Here is a 19,920-nt window from a genome sequence, read left to right as displayed (position 1 = left end):
TTTTCAGATGATCCAGAATGGTTCTGAAGGCCAGATAAACCGGGCTTGATCCGGTTTTTTGTGTCAGAGAGATCCTTGAAGATCCAGATCCATCTTCCATTCCCAGATCAGCGAGAACGCCATGACTGTTAAAGAGATGACCCAGGAAGCCCGACACGAAGAAGCGCTGAAGAAGTATGTGCTGGATGCCCCCGAGTTGATGGACGAGATCAAGGACTTGTCCGCCGACGATCAGAAAGACCAGATCCAGTGGGCGTTCGAGGATGAAGCCGAAGCCCAGGGCTTGCAACCGTGGGAACTGACGCTCAAGTACACATCAACCCCGGAAGAATACGAGACCGAACGCCTGAAACTGCACAAGGAAGCAGCCGAGGTGTTGGGCGTCGAGTGGGAAGAGTACTGCGAGATGAACAATCTGGTGGTCTGACACTCATGTAGGAGCGAGCTTGCTCGCGATGGTCGTTAACGATAACGCCTGTTTACTGGTTAAACATGGCGCTCTCAGGTACATCGCGAGCAAGCTCGCTCCTACAGTTTTGGCAACTCACATACGTGTGATCAGAGACTCAGGCGCATCGACAGATCGACCGCCTTCACATCCTTGGTCATCGCACCGATCGAAATGTAATCCACCCCGGTCTGTGCAATTGGCAGCAACGTACTTTCGTTGATCCCGCCGCTGGCCTCCAGCTTGGCCTTGCCGGCATTCAGGCGCACGGCTTCACGCATGTCGTCCAGGCTCAGTTCGTCGAGCATGATGATGTCGGCACCGGCCGCCAGCGCTTCCTTGAGTTCATCCAGGCTTTCCACTTCAATCTCGACCGGTTTGCCCGGGGCGATCTTGTGCGCGGCGGCAATGGCCTGCGCGATGCCGCCGCTGGCGGCGATGTGGTTTTCCTTGATCAGGAAGGCGTCATACAGGCCGATGCGGTGGTTATGGCAACCGCCGCAGGTCACGGCGTACTTTTGCGCCAGGCGCAGCCCCGGCAGTGTTTTGCGGGTGTCGAGCAGCTTGACCTGAGTCTCGGCCACGAAGTCCGCCAGGTATTGCGCGCGGGTCGCCACGCCGGAGAGCAGTTGCAGGAAGTTCAGGGCGCTGCGTTCGCCGGTCAGCAGTGAGCGCGCAGGGCCTTCGAGGTGGAACAGCACCTGATTGGGCGTCACCCGTTCACCGTCGGCAACCTGCCAGTGCACCGCCACCCGCGGGTCCAGTTGCCGAAACACGTTATCCACCCAGGCGGTGCCGCTGATGACGGCCGCGTCGCGGGTAATGATGGTGGCTTTGGCCAGGCGTTCAGCCGGGATCAACTGCGCGGTGATATCGCCGCTGCCGATGTCTTCATGCAGCGCACGGCGCACGTTGGCTTCGATTTCGGCGGTCAGATCGGCGAGACGTAGATTCGGCATAACGGACTCCACAAACAAAGTGGCTCGATTATAGGGCCATGGCACCGACCAACCCAAGGCATCAGAGCGTTACGTTTGCGCTGGCACCTGTATTTGGTCGAATCCCTGACGTTACCGGCGTTGGCTGTCGATTCCGAACATACGCCTGTTTGAGATCGGCAACCTCAAACGCGGCAAGTGATCGCGTCCTGGGGGATTATCGCGGCATACTGTGCCAATACAGTCGACGTTGAAGGAATCGGTATGCAGTTGGACCCCGCGAGCGGTTGGATTCAGGGTGTGCATGTCTGCCCCTCTCCCAACTTCAATGCGCGCCCCACAGGCGAAATTTCCCTGCTGGTGATCCACAACATCAGCCTGCCGCCGGCGCAGTTCGCCACCGGCAAGGTGCAGGAGTTTTTCCAGAATCGTCTGGATGTCACCGAACATCCCTATTTTGAAGGGATCGTGGACTTGCGGGTGTCGGCGCACTTTCTGATCGAACGTGACGGTACCGTTACCCAGTTTGTTTCGTGCCTTGAGCGTGCGTGGCATGCGGGCGTCTCGAGCTTCGAGGGGCGGGAAACCTGTAACGATTTTTCCGTGGGCATCGAGCTCGAAGGCACGGATGATCTGCCGTTCACCGACGCGCAATACCACGCGTTGACAGCCCTGACGCGCCAGTTGCAACAGGCGTTCACGGCAATCACCACAGAGCGCATCTGCGGGCACAGCGACATTGCACCGGGGCGCAAAACCGATCCAGGGCCGGCGTTCGACTGGGCACGCTATCGTGCCGCCCTGGCACAAGAGGAAGGACGATGAGTTTTCTGGTGTTGCTGTTGGCGGTGTGGATCGAGAAGTTCTCGGCCCTGCGCCATCGGGTTCAGCGTGACAATGGCTGGACACACGAGCTGAACAAGCTTGAGGCCAGCCCGCGATTTTCAAACCGACCATGGTTGGTGCTGTCGATACTGGTCTTGTTGCCGGTGGCGTTGCTGGGGTTGCTGCTGGTCGTCATCGAGCCGGTGGCCTACGGCTTGCTGGCGTTGCCGATCCATATGCTGGTAGTCATCTACAGCCTGGGGCGCGGTGATCTACTGGGCGATCTCGGGCCGTTCCGCGATGCCTGGCGTCGGGAGGACCTGCAAGCGGCGGCCCATGTCGCCCAGCGCGATCTGGATATCTGCGCAGACAATGGCGAGCAGCTGCTGGAGCAGGTCGAAGGGCATTTGCTGTGGGAAGCCTACCAGAGCTTTTTCGCGGTGATTTTCTGGTACTTCCTGTTGGGTCCGGTTGCGGCGCTGAGTTATCGGTTGCTGGCGCTGGCCGAAGAGCACGGGAAAAACCCTGCAGTGATCGAGCGCGCCGGGCAACTGCGTCACGCCTTCGACTGGTTGCCGGTGCGTCTGCTGGCCGCGAGCCTGGCGTTGGTCGGCAATTTTGTCGCGGTCAGTCGGGTGATGCTGCATGAGCTGCTGAACTGGAACATCAGCGCCGCGCAATTGATCGTGAAAGTCGGGCTGGTGGCCGGTGAAATTCCGGCGCCGGTGACCGGCGCGGAAGGTATCAACAATCTGGATCGCATCTGGGCGCTGCTGCTGCGTGCGGCGGTGCTCTGGTATGCCGGGTTTGCGTTGTGGACGGTCCTGCATTAACCCGGCTGTCTGAGCCATTGTGGCGAGGGGGCAAGCCCCCTCGCCACATTGAGTTCGCTTCGTATCGCTCGCGGACTTCTGTCGTTAACCTTAAGTTACAAAACCTCCTGCCGATTTAAGTTATACAGAGATAGCGTCGAATAGTGGCCATCTGCTTTCTGTCTGCGCCTGCCAATAAAAAAAATAAGAAACTGAAGGGAGACATCCAGTGAAGAGCTTGCTCTATCCCGCTGTCGCACTGATGAACCGCCTGAGCTTCGGTATGAAGTTCAGCCTGATCAGCGTACTGTTCCTGGTGCCGATGCTGGTGACCAACTTCTATCTGGTGCGTGACTCCTACCGCGAATTCCAGGGCACGCGCATCGAGCTGCAAAGTCTCGACCTGTTGGGCAGCAGCCTGACGTTGCGGCGCGATCTGGAAACCCTGAACAACCTGGTGCAGATCAATGTCAGCCTCGGCCAATCCGGCAAGGCCGGCAACGTCGAGTCGAAAATCAACGCCCTTGAGCAGAATATTCTGACTCGCCTGCAAGGGCTGACGGCGATGACCAGCGACCCGGAGCAGGTTGCGGTGTTTGATGGCAAACGCGATGAAATGATCGCCGCGTTCAAGGCCCAGCAAACGGAAAATTCCCTGCAAAGCAAAAGTGCCTTGATCGGCAAGCTGGTGGGCAGCGCGCAGATTTTCAGCCAGCTCATTACCAGCCAGTCCGGCCTCAGTCGCGACAACCAGAGCGACATGCGCCAGTTGAGCGAGCTCGTCACCCTCGTCACGCCGCGGGTCACTCAGATCCTGGGCGAAGGTCGGGCAATGGGGTCTTACTCGTTGGGGCAGGGGTTCATCAACTCGGCTTCGAGTACCCGTTTCGATGAATTGCTGGCGCAGATTGAAAAGCTCCAGGCCGAGTATGGCCTGAAGTTGCAGGATGCCCTGGGTTCCAGCAAGGCTGCGCGTGAGACCCTGGTCACTCAGGCCGATAGCAGCCGGGCATCCTTGAAGAAAGCCAGCGAGCTGTTCGAAGAACAAGTGGTCATGGCTGATACCCTCGACGCGCCGTGGCAGGGCTTTTACGATCAGGTCAGCGCCCTGATGGACCAGACCTACCAACTCAACGAAGCGGTCCTGAAGTATCTCGGCCCGCAATTGCAGCAGCGACTTGAGCAGAATCGCACGCACATGGTCTTGCAGGCCGTGGCGCTGTCAGTCGTCTTTGTGTTGATCTTTTATCTCTACGGCGCTTTCTATGCCTCGACCCGCACCACCCTCAAGCGCCTGGGCGCGGTGATGGACAAGGTGGCGGCCGGCGACATGACCGTGACCTTCAGCGCCCACAGCCGCGATGAGCTGGGGGAGCTGGGCGAAGTGTTCAACGGCACGGTGAAAAAGATCCATGACCTGATCGAGCGGGTGGGGCAGACCGTCAGCGAAGTCGAGCGTCAGGCCGGCCAGGTGGAAAGCGTTTCCGCGCAAAGCAACCAGGCCGTCGCCGGGCAGCGCACGCAGATCGAACAAGTGGCCACGGCGATGAACCAGATGTCGGCCACTTCCCAGGAAGTGGCGCGCAGTGCCGCCGCGGCGGTGAGCAGTGCCCACAGTGTCAACGATGAGACCATCAGTGGTCGTGGCCTGGTGGAGTCGCAGCAAGGCAGCATTGCCGCGCTGGCCAGCGAGATCGATCAATCGGTACTGGTGATCAACCAGCTGGCCAGCGACAGCCAGTCCATCAGCCGTGTGCTCGAAGTGATCAAGAGTATCGCCGAGCAGACCAACCTGCTGGCGCTCAATGCTGCCATCGAGGCGGCACGGGCCGGTGAGCAGGGCCTTGGTTTCGCCGTGGTAGCCGACGAAGTCCGGACCCTGGCCAAACGAACCCAGCAATCGACCGAAGAAATCGAGCAGATGATCGCCAGGCTCCATGGCGGTGTCGGCGCTGCGGTCAAGGCCATGGGCACCAGCCATGAAATGGCCAATGGCACGGTCGGGCAGTCGGAAAAGGTCCAGCGGGCGCTGGAAAACATCTTGGGAGCGGTCGGCATGATCGTCGACCAGAACCAGCAGATTGCCGCCGCAGTGGAGCAACAAACCGCCGTGGCTCACGACATCGACCAGAACATCGTCGAGATCAATCGCGCTGGCGAGCGCACCGCTGAAGGTGCGCATCAGACCGAAGATGCCAGCCGGGCGTTGTCGGCCCAGGTCGTGGAGTTGAAACAGTTGATCAGCGCGTTTCGGGTGTAGCGGTCGCCTGATACCACAGGATTTGATTCACCAGTTGAACAACTCGCAGGCATTGGCCGTACTGGTCGCAGCCAATTGCTCGGGGCTGATCGCCATGATGTCGGCCAGTGCCGCGCAGATCGCGGGCAGATGCGCGGGGCTGTTGCGTTGGCCGGGGAACATGGCGGGCGCCATGTCCGGGGAGTCGGTTTCCAGCACCACAGAATCCAGCGGTAGCTTGGCCAGCACTCGGTGCATGCGCAGTGCTTGAGGCCAGGTCGCGGCGCCGCCCAGGCCGAGTTTGAAACCCAGCTTGATGTATTCCCGGGCTTCTTCCTGGCTGCCGGCAAAGGCGTGGATGATGCCGGCCCGTTTCAGGCGAAACCGTTTGAGCGTGGCAATCACCGCCGCATGGCTACGCCGCACATGGATCAGTGCTGGAAGATTGAAGTCCGCCGCCAATTGCAATTGCGCCTCGAACAACGCCTGCTGGCGGTCGCGGTCCAGGTTTTCGATGAAGTAGTCCAGGCCGATCTCGCCGACGGCACACAGTTGCCGATGGCCAGCCAGGTGGGTCAGCCAATCGCCGAGTTCGCTCAAGTCTTCAGGGCGATGATCGTCCAGATACACCGGGTGCAATCCGAACGCCGCATGCAGGTCGGGATCGTTTTGCACCAGCTCCCAGACCCGCTGCCAATTGGCCTGATAAACCCCCAGCACCACGATCCGCCGCACCCCGAGGGCGCGGCTTTCGGCCAGCAGCGCCTGACGGTCGGCGTCGAAGTCCGGAAAATCCAGATGGGTGTGGGTGTCGATCAGCTCCACGGTTCAGTCCTGGCGAATACGCTGCTTGAACGTGCGCGCAATGGCTTGCACACCGGGCCGGTAATCCGACTGCTCGATGGCTGCCAGGGCCAGCGCGAGGGCTTTGTCGGCAATCAGCTGGTGCTGCTGGGCCATGGCGTTGACCGGCAGCGGCAGGAAGTCCAGCAACTGAGTGTCGCCGAACGTGCCGAGGCGCAGCGGGCGGTTTTTCAGCGGGAAGTCGTGCAGCGCATCGAACACGCCTTGAAGCAGCACGTAGGATGTGGTCACCAGGGCATCGGGCAAATGGCCCAGGCGCTGCAGCAATTCTTCCATCAATTGTTTGCCGCACTCGCGGCTGAAGGATTCGCCTTCTTCAATCAGCACCTCACCGTTGAACCCGACGAGCGCCTCTTTGAAGCCGGCGCAACGTTCCTGGCTGATGCTCAGCTCCGGGCGGGCGCCGATCAGCGCGATCTGTTTGGGCAAGGGGTCGAGCAGGCTGCGGGTCAGTTGCAGGCTGGCCTCGCGGTCGTCACTGATCACCGAGCAGAAATGCTCGGGTTCCATGACCCGGTCGATGGCGATGATCGGAATGCCCTTGGCCTGCAATTGGCGATAGCTGTCGTCGCCGGGCGGCAGGCAGCTGGCAACGATCAGTGCGTCGCAGCGCCGGGCGCGGAACAACTGCAGCAATTGCCGTTCGCTGTCCGGCGCATCGTCGGAGCTGGCGATCAGCAACTGATAACCCCGGGCCCGCGCACCTTGTTCCAGCAATTTGGCGATTCGCGCGTAACTGGGGTTTTCCAGATCCGGCAGAATGAACCCCAATGTGCGGGTGTGTCGGCTGCGCAATCCGGCGGCCTGTGGGTTAGGCGTGAAGCCATGTTGTTCGACGACCGCGCGCACGCGTTCGACGGTAGCGCTGCTGATGCGCTGTTGTTCGGCCTTGCCATTGATGACATAGCTGGCGGTGGTGACGGACACACCGGCCAACTGGGCGATATCACTGAGTTTCAACCCGCTGTTTCCTTGTTTTTTCGAGATTGCCTCGACATTTTCGTCAATCCTAACCGATTAAGGCAGGCGACCATTGTCGCAACGCATCCGACAAGTTGGACTTCAAGGATGGGCCAATTTCGAGTAACGTGCCAATCGATATAGATTAAACGTTTCAGCAAGCGTATTTTCTACGTTTTAGGCGCCTTTGGCCGGTTCTGCCGTGAAACCGCCAAAAGCGATGACCAAGCGCCTAAGCTGACTCATTCAAAACAATACCTGGTGCCCCAAGGCGCCAAAAAGGAGAAAGCATGCTCGAGCTCACTGTAGAGCAGATTTCGATGGGCCAGTCGGCTGTGGATAAGTCCGCAGCCCTGCAATTGCTGGCCGGGCATCTGGTCGCCGACGGCCTGGTTGCCGAGGGTTATCTCGCCGGCTTGCAGGCGCGGGAGGCTCAGGGCTCGACCTTTCTCGGTCAAGGTATTGCCATCCCCCACGGTACGCCCGAAACCCGCGACCTGGTGTTCACCACCGGTGTGCGTCTGATGCAGTTCCCCGATGGCGTGGACTGGGGCGATGGTCATATCGTTTACCTGGCGATCGGCATCGCCGCCAAATCCGATGAACATCTGCGCCTGTTGCAATTGCTCACCCGCGCCCTCGGCGAGACTGACCTGGGCCAGGCCCTGCGTCGCGCCGGTTCCGCCGAAGCCTTGCTGAAGTTGCTGCAAGGCGCGCCGCAGGAGTTGGCGCTGGATGCACAGATGATCGGTCTCGGTGTGGCGGCTGAAGATTTCGAAGAGCTGGTCTGGCGTGGTGCACGTTTGCTGCGGCAGGCCGACTGCGTGAGCAACGGTTTCTCCGCCGTGTTGCAGCAGGTTGAAGCGCTACCCCTGGGCGATGGCCTGTGGTGGCTGCACAGCGAGCAGACGGTGAAGCGTCCGGGCCTGGCCTTCGTCACCCCGGACAGACCGCTGCGTTATCTCGGCCAGCCACTCACTGGACTGTTCTGCCTGGCCAGCCTCGGTGAGGCCCATCAAGCCCTGCTCGAACGCTTGTGCGCGTTGTTGATCGAAGGGCGTGGCCATGAGTTGGGACGTGCCACCAGCAGCCGCAAGGTCCTCGAAGTGCTCGGTGGTGAAGTGCCTGCCGACTGGCCCAGCGCGCGAATTGCATTGGCCAACGCCCACGGTTTGCATGCGCGCCCGGCGAAAATCCTCGCGCAACTGGCAAAGAGTTTTGAAGGTGACATCCGCGTACGCATCGTCGATGGCCATGACAGTGCGGTGTCGGTAAAGAGCTTGAGCAAGTTGCTCAGCCTCGGCGCCCGTCGGGGACAGGTCCTGGAAATCATCGCCGAACCGGGCATCGCGGCGGATGCGTTGCCGGCCTTGTTGGCCGCCATCGAAGAAGGCCTCGGGGAGGAAGTCGAACCGCTGCCGCCGGTAAGTCAGGCGCGTGAAGTCGTTGCCGATATGGCCGAAGTGGTCCTCGCTCCGTTATCTGGCAGCGTGGTTCAGGCGATTGCCGCGGCTCCGGGGATCGCTATCGGCCCGGCGCATATTCAGGTGCTGCAAACCATCGATTACCCGTTGCGCGGCGAGTCCGCCGGCATCGAGCGCAAGCGCCTCCAGCACGCCCTGGAGCAGGTACGCCGTGATATCCAGGGCCTGATCGAGCGCAGCAAGAGCAAAGCCATTCGCGAAATCTTCATTACCCACCAAGAGATGCTCGACGACCCGGAACTGACCGATGAGGTCGATACGCGCCTCAAGCAGGGCGAAAGCGCCGAGGCGGCGTGGATGGCCGTGATTGAAGCGGCGGCTCGGCAACAGGAAGCGTTGCAGGATGCCTTGCTCGCCGAGCGTGCGGCCGACTTGCGCGACATCGGGCGTCGGGTGTTGATGCAGCTCAGCGGCATCGAAACCCCGAGCGAACCGGATCAACCGTACATTCTGGTGATGGACGAGGTCGGCCCGTCCGACGTCGCGCGTCTCGACCCGGCTCGCGTGGCGGGGATTCTCACCGCTCGGGGTGGTGCTACGGCGCACAGTGCGATTGTTGCCCGGGCGCTGGGTATTCCGGCCTTGGTCGGCGCCGGTCCCGGCGTGTTGCTGCTGGCACCGGGTACGGCTTTGCTGCTCGATGGCCAGCGTGGTCGTCTGCATGTGGACGCTGACGCGGCGACCTTGCAGCGCGCCACGGCCGAACGCGATACCCGCGAGCAACGCTTGAAGGCGGCTGCTGAACTGCGTCATCAACCGGCATTGACCATCGATGGCCACGCCGTCGAAGTGTTCGCCAACATTGGTGAAAGCGCCGGCGTCACCAGTGCGGTGGAGCAGGGCGCCGAAGGCATTGGCCTGTTGCGCACCGAACTGATTTTCATGGCCCACCCGCAAGCGCCCGACGAGGCGACCCAGGAAATCGAGTACCGCCGCGTTCTCGACGGTCTGGCCGGACGGCCGCTGGTGGTGCGCACCCTCGATGTCGGTGGCGACAAACCGCTGCCGTACTGGCCGATTGCGAAGGAAGAGAACCCGTTCCTCGGCGTGCGCGGCATTCGCCTGACCTTGCAGCGTCCGCAGATCATGGAAGCGCAACTGCGCGCCTTGCTGCGGGCTGCCGACAACCGGCCGTTGCGGATCATGTTCCCGATGGTGGGCAGCGTCGACGAGTGGCGCCAGGCCCGTGACATGACCGAACGCCTGCGCCAGGAAATCCCGGTCGCCGACCTGCAACTGGGGATCATGATCGAAGTGCCGTCGGCGGCATTGCTGGCGCCGGTCCTGGCCAAGGAAGTCGATTTCTTCAGCGTCGGCACCAACGACCTGACCCAGTACACCCTGGCCATCGACCGTGGCCATCCGACGCTGTCGGCCCAGGCCGATGGCTTGCATCCGGCAGTGCTGCAACTGATCGACATCACCGTGCGTGCGGCCCATGCTCACGGTAAATGGGTTGGTGTGTGCGGCGAGCTGGCGGCCGACCCGCTGGCGGTGCCGGTGCTGGTCGGCCTCGGAGTGGATGAGCTCAGCGTCGGGGCGCGCAGCATTGCCGAGGTCAAGGCGCGGATTCGCGAACTGGGCTTCACTCAGACTCAAACCCTTGCCCGACAGGCCCTGGCCGTGGGCAGCGCCAATGAAGTGCGCGCATTAGTGGAGGCCCTGTAATGGCCCGGATACTTACCCTAACCCTTAACCCGGCGCTGGACCTGACCGTCCAGTTGCCGCGCCTTGAAGCCGGCCAGGTCAACCGCAGCGATGTGATGCACACCCACGCCGCCGGCAAAGGCGTGAACGTGGCGCAAGTGCTGGCGGACCTCGGGCATCAACTGACCGTCAGTGGCTTTCTTGGCGAAGACAACCTGCAAGCGTTCGAAACATTGTTCGCCAAACGCGGTTTTGTCGATGCCTTCATCCGTGTTCCGGGCGAAACCCGCAGCAATATCAAACTGGCGGAAAGCGACGGCCGCATCACCGACATCAACGGGCCGGGGCCGCAGGTCAGCGAGGCGGCGCAGCAGGCCTTGATGGATCGACTGGAGCAGATTGCTCCGGGGCACGATGCGGTGGTTGTCGCCGGAAGCTTGCCGCTGGGCGTCAGTGCGCAATGGTTGCAGGCGTTGATCTTGCGCTTGAAGAACCTGGGGCTGAATGTCGCCCTCGACACCAGCGGCGAGGCATTGCGCGCAGCGCTGAAAGCGGGGCCGTGGCTGATCAAACCCAACACTGAAGAGCTGGCCGAGGTGCTGGGCTGCGAGGTCGTGTCGGTCAGTGCCCAGGCCTTGGCGGCGGAGCGTTTGCATGCCCAGGGCATCGAGCATGTGGTGATTTCCCATGGTGTCGATGGCGTGAACTGGTTCAGCGTTGGCTCGGCGCTGCATGCCACACCACCCAGGGTCAACGTCGCCAGCACGGTGGGCGCGGGTGATTCGTTGCTGGCGGGGATGCTCCACGGTTTGCTCAGTGCCGATACGCCGGAGCAGACCTTGCGCACCGCCACGGCGATTGCCGCGATGGCAGTGACCCAGATCGGATTCGGCATTGGCGATGCAGCGCAACTGGCGCAGCTCGAACAGGGTGTGCGCGTGCGTCCCCTGACAGAACAATAAGAGGGATTGTCATGAAGTTAGCCATCGTTACGGCCTGCCCGAACGGCATGGTCACCAGTGTGCTGTGTGCCCGGCTGCTCGATGCCGCGGCCCAGCGCCAGGGCTGGAGCACCAGTGTCGAAGTCACCGATGCCGCGCATCCCGAAAAGCAACTGTCGGCGGCCACCCTCGACGCGGCTGAGTGGGTGCTGCTGGTGACCAGCGCGCCGGTGGAAATGTCGCGCTTTGTCGGCAAGCGGGTGTTCCAGAGCACCCCGGCCCAGGCCCTGCAAGACGTGGAAGCCGTGCTGCGCCGTGGAGCGCAGGACGCTCAGGTTTACGCCGCCGAAGAGGCCGTCGTCGAACCTGTAGCGGTTGTCCAGAATGCGCCGCGACTGGTGGCCGTTACCGCGTGCCCGACGGGTGTCGCTCACACGTTCATGGCCGCCGAAGCCTTGCAGCAAGCGGCCAAGCGCCTGGGCTATGAGCTGCAGGTGGAAACCCAGGGCTCGGTCGGCGCGCGCAATCCGTTGAGCGCGCAAGCGATTGCCGAGGCCGATGTGGTGCTGCTGGCGGCCGATATCGAAGTCGCCACCGAGCGTTTCGCCGGCAAGAAAATCTATCGCTGCGGCACCGGCATTGCCCTCAAGCAAGCCGAAGCGACGTTGAAAAAGGCCTTGGCCGAAGGTCAACAGGAAAGCGCATCGAGCGCTGCCAAAACAACGGCCAAACAGGAGAAGACGGGCGTCTATAAACACTTGCTGACCGGCGTGTCCTTCATGTTGCCGATGGTGGTGGCCGGCGGCTTGATGATCGCCTTGTCGTTCGTGTTCGGCATCACCGCGTTCAAGGAGGAGGGCACACTGGCGGCGGCGTTGATGCAGATCGGTGGCGACAGCGCGTTCAAGCTGATGGTGCCGCTGCTGGCAGGCTATATCGCCTATTCCATCGCCGACCGTCCGGGCCTCGCGCCGGGGATGATTGGCGGACTGCTGGCGAGCACCTTGGGCGCCGGTTTCATCGGCGGGATCATTGCCGGCTTTCTTGCCGGTTATGCGGCCAGGGCGATCAACCGTTATGCGCGATTGCCGCAAAGTCTTGAGGCGCTCAAGCCGATCCTGATCATCCCGCTGCTGGCGAGTCTGTTCACCGGTCTGGTGATGATCTACGTGGTCGGCAAACCGGTCGCCGGGATGCTTGCCGGGCTCACGAACTTTCTCGACAGCATGGGCACCACCAACGCGATTCTGCTCGGTGTGTTGCTGGGCGGCATGATGTGCGTCGACCTCGGCGGGCCGATCAACAAGGCGGCCTATGCGTTTTCGGTGGGGTTACTGGCGTCGCAGAGCTACGCGCCGATGGCGGCGACCATGGCGGCCGGCATGGTGCCGCCGATCGGCCTGGGCATCGCCACGTTCATTGCCCGACGCAAGTTCGCCCAGACCGAGCGCGAGGCCGGCAAAGCAGCGCTGGTGCTGGGGCTGTGCTTTATCTCTGAAGGGGCGATTCCTTTTGCGGCGAAAGATCCGCTACGGGTGATTCCGGCGAGCATCGCCGGCGGTGCGCTGACGGGTGCGTTGTCGATGTATTTCGGCTGCAAATTGATGGCGCCCCATGGTGGGTTGTTCGTCCTGGCGATCCCGAATGCAATCAACCATGCGCTGCTCTACCTGTTGGCGATTGTGGCGGGGAGTCTGTTGACGGCGGTGGCGTATGCGCTGGTGAAACGGCCGGAGGTGGTGGAGTTGGCGGTAGAACCCGTCACCGCCTGACACCTGACCCTGTGGGAGCGAGCTTGCTCGCGATGGTCGCGAACGATAACGCGTCAAACCAGATGCCCAGCGGCGCCCATTGGTTTTTCGCGAGCGGGCTCGCTCCTACAGGGTGGGGATGTCATGCCGGCTTCATCCAGCCATGCTTTAGTTTTTCCTTTTCCAGGGAGAACACCATGAGCGATTTCAACCTCGGGCGCCGTCGTGTCATGCAAGCGGTCGGCGCCGGGCTGTTGTTGCCGGGGCTGGCGCCGGCGGTGATCGCTTCGGTCAAGGATCGGCCGCAACTCACCGACGGCGTACAGTCCGGCGACCTGCTGGGCGACCGGGCGATCATCTGGAGCCGCTGCGACCGCCCCGCGCGGATGGTGGTGGAGTGGGACACCCGCAGTCTGTTTCCCAACCCACGGCGATTCGTCTCGCCCCTGGTCGATGCGCGCACCGATTTCACCGCCCGGGTCGAACTCACCGGGTTGCCCGCCGACCAGGCGATCTTCTATCGCGTGCAGTTCGAAGACACCCGGAATGGCGTTGCCAGCGAGCCCTGGTTCGGTCACTTGCGCAGCGTGCCGCAGGCCCGCCGTGACATCCGTTTTGTCTGGAGCGGCGACACCGTCGGCCAGGGCTTCGGCATCAACCCGGACATTGGCGGCATGCGCATCTACGAAGCAATGCGCCTGCGTCTGCCAGACTTTTTTATCCACAGTGGCGACACCATTTACGCCGATGGTCCGATCCCGGAACAGCTCATCACAGAAGGTGGCCGTGTGTGGCGCAACATCACCACCGAGGCCAAGAGCAAAGTTGCCGAGACCCTCGATGAGTACCGCGGCAATTACCGCTACAACCTGATGGACGAAAACATCCGTCGCTTCAACGCCGAGGTCCCGCAGATCTGGCAGTGGGACGACCACGAAGTGGTGAACAACTGGTCGCCGGGCAAGCAGCTGGACGCGCGTTACCAGGACAAAGATATCCACAGTCTGGTGGGCCGCGCACGCCAGGCCTGGCTTGAATATGCGCCGATGCGTTTGCAGAGTGCCGATGGAGGCGGGCGGATCTATCGCAAGCTTGGTTACGGGCCGCTGCTCGATGTTTTTGTACTGGACATGCGCAGTTATCGCGGGCCCAACGATGACAATCAGGGCGCTGAAAAACCTTTCCTCGGGCGTGAGCAACTGGACTGGCTCAAGCGCGAAATGCAGGCCTCGAACGCGCAATGGAAAGTGATCGCCGCCGACATGCCCATTGGCCTCGGCGTGCCCGACGGCGAGGTCAGCCCTGGTGTAGCGCGCTGGGAGGCCGTGGCCAACGGTGAACCCGGCCCGGCACAGGGGCGTGAGCTGGAGATCGCAGAACTGCTCGGCTTTCTGCGGGCGCAAGAGGTGCGCAACTTCCTGTTCCTGACCGCGGATGTGCATTACTGCGCTGCCCATCATTACCATCCGGATCGGGCGGCGTTTCAGGATTTCGAACCGTTCTGGGAGTTCGTCGCCGGACCGCTGAATGCCGGTAGCTTTGGACCGAACTCGCTGGATAAAACCTTTGGTCCTGAAGTGGTGTTCGAGAAGGCGCCGCCCGCGCAGAACGTCTCGCCGTTTGCCGGGTTTCAGTTTTTTGGCGAGGTGAACATCGATGGGCAGAGCGGGGAGTTGAGCGTGGTGTTGCGGGATCTGGACGGGGTGTCTGTATTTGAGAAAAAGCTGCAGCCGGTTTGAGATGGAGATGGATACATGAACCCTTGTGGGAGCGAGCTTGCTCGCGATGGCGGTATTACATTCAACACATTGGTTGACTGATAGACCGTAATCGCGAGCAAGCTCGCTCCCACAGGGAACTCAGTGAATCAGTACACGTCGCGGCGGTAGCGGCCCTGTTCGATCAGGCGCTCCACTTCGGCGCTACCCAACACTTCGTTGAGCACCTGATCCACGCCCGAAGCCATGCCTTGAAGGCTGCCGCAGATGTAGATCACCGCATCGTCCGCCAGCCACTTCTTGAGCTCGGCCGCCGATTCACGCAGGCGATCCTGTACGTAAATCTTTTCGGCCTGGTCGCGGGAAAATGCCAGGTCGAGGCGCGCCAGATCACCATTGATCAGCCACTCCTCCAGCTCCTTTCGGCACAGGTAATCGTGCTCGCGATGGCGCTCGCCAAACAGCAGCCACTGGCGTTGCTGACCATCGGCAATCCGGGCCTTGAGCAGGCTGCGCAACCCGGCCAGGCCCGTGCCATTGCCCAGCAGGATCATCGGCACCGGTTGGGCCGGCAGATGGAAACCACTGTTGCGCCGCACGCGCAGGCTGATGGAACTGCCCACCGGCGCGTGTTCGGTCAGCCAACCGGAACCGACACCGAGGTTGCCGTCGGCATGCACTTCCTGACGCACGATCAATTCCAGCACGCCATCGGCCGGGATCGACGCAATGGAATACTCGCGCATGGCCAGCGGCACGAGGGCCTCTGCCAACGCTTGGGCGTGCAGGCCGACCAGGTGGGCGCGGTTCTCCGGCAACTGGCGGCTGGCCAGGGCCTGTTCGAGGGTTTCTTCAAGGCCGTTGAGTTGCACCTTGGTTTCACCGTGAATCCCCATGCCGTCGAGGAAGTGCTCGATGGCCCACGGGCAATTGCGCGGCATCACTTCCACCAGGTCGCCCGCCAGCCAACTGCTGGTGGAAGGAGGCTTGAGGCCCAACAAGTACACCGGCGAGCCACTGCTGTCCGGATTGAGCAGTTCACGATGCAGCAGGGTCCAGTTGTCGTAGCTGGGCGCTTGCCAGGTATCCACGGGGACCTGGCCGGTCAACAGGCCCAGTTGCTGTTGCCAGTGGCGCAAGGCGTAAGGGTCACCGCTGTCGACCTCCACCGGGGCGAACAGGGTCTTTGCGCCATGTTCGCCCAACCAGGCGTGCAGGCGTTTGGCGAAACCGCAGAAGTGTTGATACTGCCGGTCGCCCAACCCCAGGACGGCGTAATTCAGGCGTCCCAGGCTCGGTGTCCGGCCCAGTACCTTGCGCTCGAAACTGCGGGCGCTGTCCGGTGCTTCGCCGTCGCCGAAGGTGCTGACCACGAACAAGGCATTGTTCGATTCATGCAAGTCCTGCTCGCTGACGTCCGCCAATGGCTGCACTTTGACCGGCAAGCCTGCGGCCTGCAATTGCCCGGCGGTTTGCCATGCCAGCTGTTCGGCAAAACCACTTTGGCTGGCGAAGCCGATCAGCCACGCCGGCGCGTCGCTGGCGGTTTGCACGAGATCTTTGCGCGCATCCTTGATCTGACGTTTTTTGCGCCGACGATCCAGGTACAGCATCCAGCCGGTGATGAAGAACAGCGGCATGGTCAGCGAGGCGATGGTCAGGATAATGCGCCCGACGATGCCGAAGTAACTACCGACGTGCAGCGCATAGATGCTGGTCAGCAGTTGCGCCTTGAGGCTCTTGTCGCTGTAGCGATCAACCCGTTTGACCACGCCGGTGGCCGGGTCAAGGGTGATCTGGTTCAGGGCGCGGTCGTGAGGCGAAGTTTTCAGCAGGAAGTAAACGGTCGCTGGTTGGCCGGCCACGGGCGGCATGCGCACGTTATAGGAGCTCAGTTGCGGACCGGCCGCACTGTAGATGCTGCTCCACATCGCCGCGTAATCGGCCGTCGGTGCCGGACCGCTTGGCGCAGGGCCGCGTCCGCCGCGAACGCGTTCGCTCTGTGGTGAGTCGGAGAGCAACCGGGTCAGGCCTTTGTTGTACCACTCATAGGACCAGAACAACCCGGTCATCGCCGCCAGAAGGTAAAACACCAGGCACCAGGTGCCGGCCACCGAGTGCAGGTCCCAGTTGAAGCTGCGGCCCTTTTTCTTCCAGTCCAGGGTCAGCCAGGTCCGCCAGCTTTTCCACTGGCGAGGCCAGCGCAGGTACAGGCCGGACAGGCAGAAGAACACCAGAATCAGCGTGCACGCGCCGGTGATCTGCCGCCCCGTGTCGCCCATGGCGAGGAAACGGTGCAGTTGCAGCATCAGGCCGAAAAAGCCCTGGCCGTTGGCGTCGCCGAGGAACTCGGCGGTGTACGGGTCGAAGTAGCGCATCTCGCCACGGCGTTCACCCGGCGGCGGGGTGAACCACACTTTGGCGGCGCTGCCGCTGTCGGTCTCCACCGTGAGCATCGAGACTTTTTTGCCCGATGCGGCTTCGATTCGCTCCACCAGTTCGACGGGCGGCAGCACACCGGCGACCTGTTTCTCGACCTGCAACACAGAAGGATTGAGTGTGCTCAGGATTTCATCCTGAAACGACACCGCCGCCCCGGTGATGCCCATCAGGGCCAGGACCAGCCCGGCGCTGATGCCGAAAAACCAGTGCAACTGGAACAGGGTTTTCTTCAACACGTCGCTCGCCTTGTTCGTTCAAGTTGATTCATCACGGCGCGCATTATGCCGTGGGGTTGTCGAGAAGCATTCTTTTTACGCACAAAGGCCCCGTTCATGTGGATGAACGGGGCCAGGTCTGATTTCAGCATTCACCCACAGGGATTGCAGTGTGAGTGGCAATCAGAAGTGGAAGTTGGTGCTCAGCAAAGCGGTACGACCGGCCGCCTGGTTGGCGAAGTGAGTCGAGAACGCCTTGTCGTAGTAGGTTTCGTCGGTCAGGTTCTGTACGTTCAGTTGCAGGTCGACGTTCTTGGTCAGCTTGTACGCCGCCATTGCGTCGTAACGAACGTAGGAATCGACCATGGTGGTGTTGGCGGCACTGCCGAACACGTCATCGACATAGAACGCACCGCCACCGATGGTCAGCCTTGGCGTGACCTGATAGGTCGTCCACAGGCTGGCGCTGTTTTTCGGCGTGTTAGGCAGTTCGTTGCCGTTGTTGGCTTTGTTTGCCGGCAGGTCGCCGCCATCGACTTGCTCGCTGTCCATGTAGGCGTAACCGGCGAAGACCTGCCATTTGTCGGTGAGCTTGCCGGTGGCCGACAGTTCGATACCTTGAACGCGGGTTTTGCCGACGTTTTCAAACGTAGTGGTGTTGGTTTGCACACGAGCGTTTTCTTTCTCGGTGCGGAAGATGTCGGCAGTCAGGGACAAACGATCGTTCAGCAGATCCCACTTGGTACCGATTTCGTAGTTCTTGGTGGTTTCCGGCTCCATGTCGCTTTTGAGCAGGTTGCCGTTGCGATCCGGCGTGCCGCCCAGCGGGTTGCCTTCCGCGCCATCGCCCAGGGTGTTGCCCGGTGGAGTGGCAGATGTCGCGTAGGAGGCATAGATGCTGCCGTTTTCGGCTGGTTTGTACACCACACCGAACTGACCGGTAACGAACTCGCTGGTGTCATCGCCCTTGGACGTGGTCACGCTGGAACCGTTGAAGGTTTTGTAGTCGGTGTCGAAATGGTCGTAGCGCAGGCCCATGTTCACCAGCCACTGCTCGGACAAGGTCAGGGTGTCGAATACATACAGTGCGTAGGTGTTGGCCTTGGTATCGGTGCCCGCGTAGTTGCGGGAGATGGCACCGCTCCACGGATCATTCGGCGTCGGGTTGGACAGCGAGGTGCAGTTGTAACCGCTTGGCGCGCCAATCAGTGCCGGCGAGCAGTTGTTGGTTACCGCTGCCGTTCCCGGGGTAGTGTCCGTGTTGACGTTGTACGAGGATTTTTCACTTTCCTCGTGGGTGTATTCGACACCGGTGGAGAAGCTGTTCTTGAACCCGGCGATGTAGATATCACCAAACAGGTCGGTCTGGTTGGTGGTTGTCTCGGTGTTGCTCACGCGGGTGTTCGCCCGGCGCCAGACGCTGCCGTTGTTGACGTTGCCTTTACTGTCGTCCGGCTGGGTCAGGATGTAATCCTGCATGCTGGTGCCGTGACGCAGGGTGTTCTTGATGGTCAGCGAGTCGCTCAGGTCGTGCTCGATGGCGAAGGTCGCGGTGTCGGTGCGGGTCTTGCGGAAGTCGCGGTCGGTCAGACCATAGAAATTGCTGCTGTCGCCGCCGTCATTCGGCTTGTCCGGGTTGGACTTGGTGCGTCCAGCCGCGAGAGTGGTCGGGATCGAGTACGGAATGCCCGAATCCGGCGTGTCGTTGCTTTCGAGGTGGTAGTAGTCGAGGTTGACGCGAGTGTCTGTACCCAGGCCGAAAGCCAGGGACGGTGCGACACCCCAGCGGTCGTAGTCGACGCTGTCACGTCCGGCGACGTTGCTCTCATGGCTCATCAGGTTCAGACGGCCAGCGGCAGTGTCGGTGAACTGATAGTTGCCGTCCATGGTGTAGCGCTGGGTCTGGTCGGAGCCCCAGGTGAAACCACCATCGAACGAATTGCCCAGGTGAGCTTTCTTGCTGACCAGGTTGATGCTGCCGCCTGCAGCGCCGCGACCGCCGATGGCAGAGTTCGGGCCTTTGCTGACTTCGATCGATTCCACGGCGAAGATCTCGCGGCTCTGGGAACCGGTATCGCGAACGCCGTCCAGGTAGGTATCGCCCTGGGCGTCAAAGCCGCGAATGAACGGACGATCGCCCTGTGGGTTGCCGCCTTCACCGGCACCGAAGGTGATGCCTGGAATGGTGCGCAGGGCGTCCTGCATGTTCATGGCGCCCGTGTCTTTCAACACTTGTTGCGGAATGACGGTGATCGAGCGCGGTGTGTCCACCAGCGGCGCGGTGTACTTGGGCGAGGAGGCTTTCTCTACGTTGTAGGTCGTCTCGTCCTGAGCTTCGCCGGTGATGGCGGTGGCGCCCAGCGAAATCACATTGCCCGGTGCTTTTTCGTCGGCTTTTTCCGCCGCGAAAACCATGTGGCCCGCAGAGCCGGCAGTAATCGCCATGCCGATGGCCGATGCGAGCAGACGTGGTGAACTGACCGGTACTTGTGGTTGTTGACGCGACATTTGAGTTCCCCTCCCCAAGGATTTGAGGCCGCGGAATATAGGGTAAACACGTATTCGTATCAATTGCGAAACATTACTATTCGCACTGAATTTACATTCTTTACAATTTACCCTTACGGTTTCTGCTG

Annotated in this window: 13 protein-coding genes and 1 pseudogene; 9 read left to right on the top strand and 5 right to left on the bottom strand. The window is 61.4% G+C overall.

Translation table 11 applies throughout. The annotated features are described in order from the left end of the window. Nucleotides 1–121: 121 nt before the first annotated feature. Nucleotides 122–427: a DUF6388 family protein gene (locus AC1Q6Y_RS20630; protein ID WP_090453044.1), complete on the top strand. Its 306-nt coding sequence runs from the start codon at nucleotides 122–124 to the stop codon at nucleotides 425–427. Nucleotides 428–558: 131 nt separating this feature from the next. Here the strand turns inward: AC1Q6Y_RS20630 and nadC are convergent, their stop codons facing one another. Continuing rightward, on the bottom strand, nucleotides 559–1,407 hold the full coding sequence (nadC, locus tag AC1Q6Y_RS20625; RefSeq protein WP_057716471.1) for a carboxylating nicotinate-nucleotide diphosphorylase: 849 nt from the start codon (nucleotides 1,405–1,407) through the stop codon (nucleotides 559–561). Between the two features lie 243 nt (nucleotides 1,408–1,650). Here nadC and ampD point away from each other — a divergent pair, with 243 nt between their 5' ends. The 4 genes and pseudogenes from ampD (at nucleotide 1,651) to AC1Q6Y_RS20605 (ending at nucleotide 5,283) form a co-directional block, all read left to right on the top strand. Beyond that, the gene (gene ampD / locus AC1Q6Y_RS20620; RefSeq protein WP_057716470.1) at nucleotides 1,651–2,211 is read left to right on the top strand and encodes a 1,6-anhydro-N-acetylmuramyl-L-alanine amidase AmpD; all 561 of its coding nucleotides are present in this window, start codon (nucleotides 1,651–1,653) and stop codon (nucleotides 2,209–2,211) included. Continuing rightward, entirely contained in the window at nucleotides 2,208–3,044 is an 837-nt protein-coding gene (ampE, locus tag AC1Q6Y_RS20615; RefSeq protein ID WP_492625054.1) for a regulatory signaling modulator protein AmpE, read from the top strand. Before ampD ends, ampE begins: the two co-directional genes overlap by 4 nt. A gap of 241 nt (nucleotides 3,045–3,285) precedes the next feature. Continuing rightward, nucleotides 3,286–4,377, top strand: a pseudogene (locus AC1Q6Y_RS20610) (methyl-accepting chemotaxis protein); the annotation flags it as partial. Next, complete coding sequence (locus AC1Q6Y_RS20605) at nucleotides 4,354–5,283, top strand: methyl-accepting chemotaxis protein (protein ID WP_492625087.1); 930 nt, start codon at nucleotides 4,354–4,356, stop codon at nucleotides 5,281–5,283. The pseudogene AC1Q6Y_RS20610 and the gene AC1Q6Y_RS20605, both read left to right, overlap by 24 nt. A 27-nt stretch (nucleotides 5,284–5,310) precedes the next feature. Here the strand turns inward: AC1Q6Y_RS20605 and AC1Q6Y_RS20600 are convergent, their stop codons facing one another. Together AC1Q6Y_RS20600 and cra are read right to left on the bottom strand one after the other, a co-directional pair. Continuing rightward, the gene (locus AC1Q6Y_RS20600) at nucleotides 5,311–6,087 is read right to left on the bottom strand and encodes a TatD family hydrolase (RefSeq protein WP_492625053.1); all 777 of its coding nucleotides are present in this window, start codon (nucleotides 6,085–6,087) and stop codon (nucleotides 5,311–5,313) included. Nucleotides 6,088–6,090: 3 nt separating this feature from the next. Next, a complete protein-coding gene (gene cra / locus AC1Q6Y_RS20595; RefSeq protein ID WP_150812831.1) occupies nucleotides 6,091–7,086 on the bottom strand; it encodes a catabolite repressor/activator in 996 nt (331 codons plus the stop codon). 290 nt (nucleotides 7,087–7,376) lie between these two features. On the opposite strand from cra, the gene ptsP reads away from it, so the two are divergent. The 4 genes from ptsP to AC1Q6Y_RS20575 all read left to right on the top strand — a co-directional run bounded on the left by ptsP (nucleotide 7,377) and on the right by AC1Q6Y_RS20575 (nucleotide 14,648). Beyond that, complete coding sequence (gene ptsP / locus AC1Q6Y_RS20590) at nucleotides 7,377–10,238, top strand: phosphoenolpyruvate--protein phosphotransferase (protein WP_492625052.1); 2,862 nt, start codon at nucleotides 7,377–7,379, stop codon at nucleotides 10,236–10,238. After that, the gene (gene pfkB / locus AC1Q6Y_RS20585) at nucleotides 10,238–11,179 is read left to right on the top strand and encodes a 1-phosphofructokinase (RefSeq protein ID WP_429520791.1); all 942 of its coding nucleotides are present in this window, start codon (nucleotides 10,238–10,240) and stop codon (nucleotides 11,177–11,179) included. Before ptsP ends, pfkB begins: the two co-directional genes overlap by 1 nt. A gap of 11 nt (nucleotides 11,180–11,190) precedes the next feature. After that, nucleotides 11,191–12,930, top strand: a complete 1,740-nt coding sequence (locus AC1Q6Y_RS20580; RefSeq protein ID WP_218494896.1) for a PTS fructose-like transporter subunit IIB — start codon at nucleotides 11,191–11,193, stop codon at nucleotides 12,928–12,930. 176 nt (nucleotides 12,931–13,106) lie between these two features. Further along, on the top strand, nucleotides 13,107–14,648 hold the full coding sequence (locus tag AC1Q6Y_RS20575; RefSeq protein WP_492625051.1) for an alkaline phosphatase D family protein: 1,542 nt from the start codon (nucleotides 13,107–13,109) through the stop codon (nucleotides 14,646–14,648). 128 nt (nucleotides 14,649–14,776) lie between these two features. On the opposite strand, the gene AC1Q6Y_RS20570 is transcribed toward AC1Q6Y_RS20575, so the two are convergent. Next, nucleotides 14,777–17,305 carry a PepSY domain-containing protein gene (locus AC1Q6Y_RS20570; RefSeq protein WP_492625050.1) on the bottom strand — a complete coding sequence of 843 codons (2,529 nt, stop codon included), beginning with the start codon at nucleotides 17,303–17,305 and terminating at the stop codon, nucleotides 14,777–14,779. 162 nt (nucleotides 17,306–17,467) lie between these two features. Next, the gene (locus AC1Q6Y_RS20565; RefSeq protein WP_057716460.1) at nucleotides 17,468–19,792 is read right to left on the bottom strand and encodes a TonB-dependent receptor; all 2,325 of its coding nucleotides are present in this window, start codon (nucleotides 19,790–19,792) and stop codon (nucleotides 17,468–17,470) included. Nucleotides 19,793–19,920 lie beyond the last annotated feature (128 nt).

The organism is Pseudomonas sp. GW823-FHT06E10 (assembly GCF_058794995.1).
This window is presented reverse-complemented; position numbering and strand designations above follow the sequence as displayed.

Excerpts from the sequence above, each read along its gene's own strand:
- AC1Q6Y_RS20630 (WP_090453044.1), top strand. The coding sequence starts at position 122 with ATGACTGTTAAAGAGATGACCCAGGAAGCCCGACACGAAGAAGCGCTG.
- nadC (WP_057716471.1), bottom strand. The coding sequence starts at position 1,407 with ATGCCGAATCTACGTCTCGCCGATCTGACCGCCGAAATCGAAGCCAAC.
- ampD (WP_057716470.1), top strand. The coding sequence starts at position 1,651 with ATGCAGTTGGACCCCGCGAGCGGTTGGATTCAGGGTGTGCATGTCTGC.
- ampE (WP_492625054.1), top strand. The coding sequence starts at position 2,208 with ATGAGTTTTCTGGTGTTGCTGTTGGCGGTGTGGATCGAGAAGTTCTCG.
- AC1Q6Y_RS20605 (WP_492625087.1), top strand. The coding sequence starts at position 4,354 with ATGACCGTGACCTTCAGCGCCCACAGCCGCGATGAGCTGGGGGAGCTG.
- ptsP (WP_492625052.1), top strand. The coding sequence starts at position 7,377 with ATGCTCGAGCTCACTGTAGAGCAGATTTCGATGGGCCAGTCGGCTGTG.
- pfkB (WP_429520791.1), top strand. The coding sequence starts at position 10,238 with ATGGCCCGGATACTTACCCTAACCCTTAACCCGGCGCTGGACCTGACC.
- AC1Q6Y_RS20580 (WP_218494896.1), top strand. The coding sequence starts at position 11,191 with ATGAAGTTAGCCATCGTTACGGCCTGCCCGAACGGCATGGTCACCAGT.
- AC1Q6Y_RS20575 (WP_492625051.1), top strand. The coding sequence starts at position 13,107 with ATGAGCGATTTCAACCTCGGGCGCCGTCGTGTCATGCAAGCGGTCGGC.
- AC1Q6Y_RS20565 (WP_057716460.1), bottom strand. The coding sequence starts at position 19,792 with ATGTCGCGTCAACAACCACAAGTACCGGTCAGTTCACCACGTCTGCTC.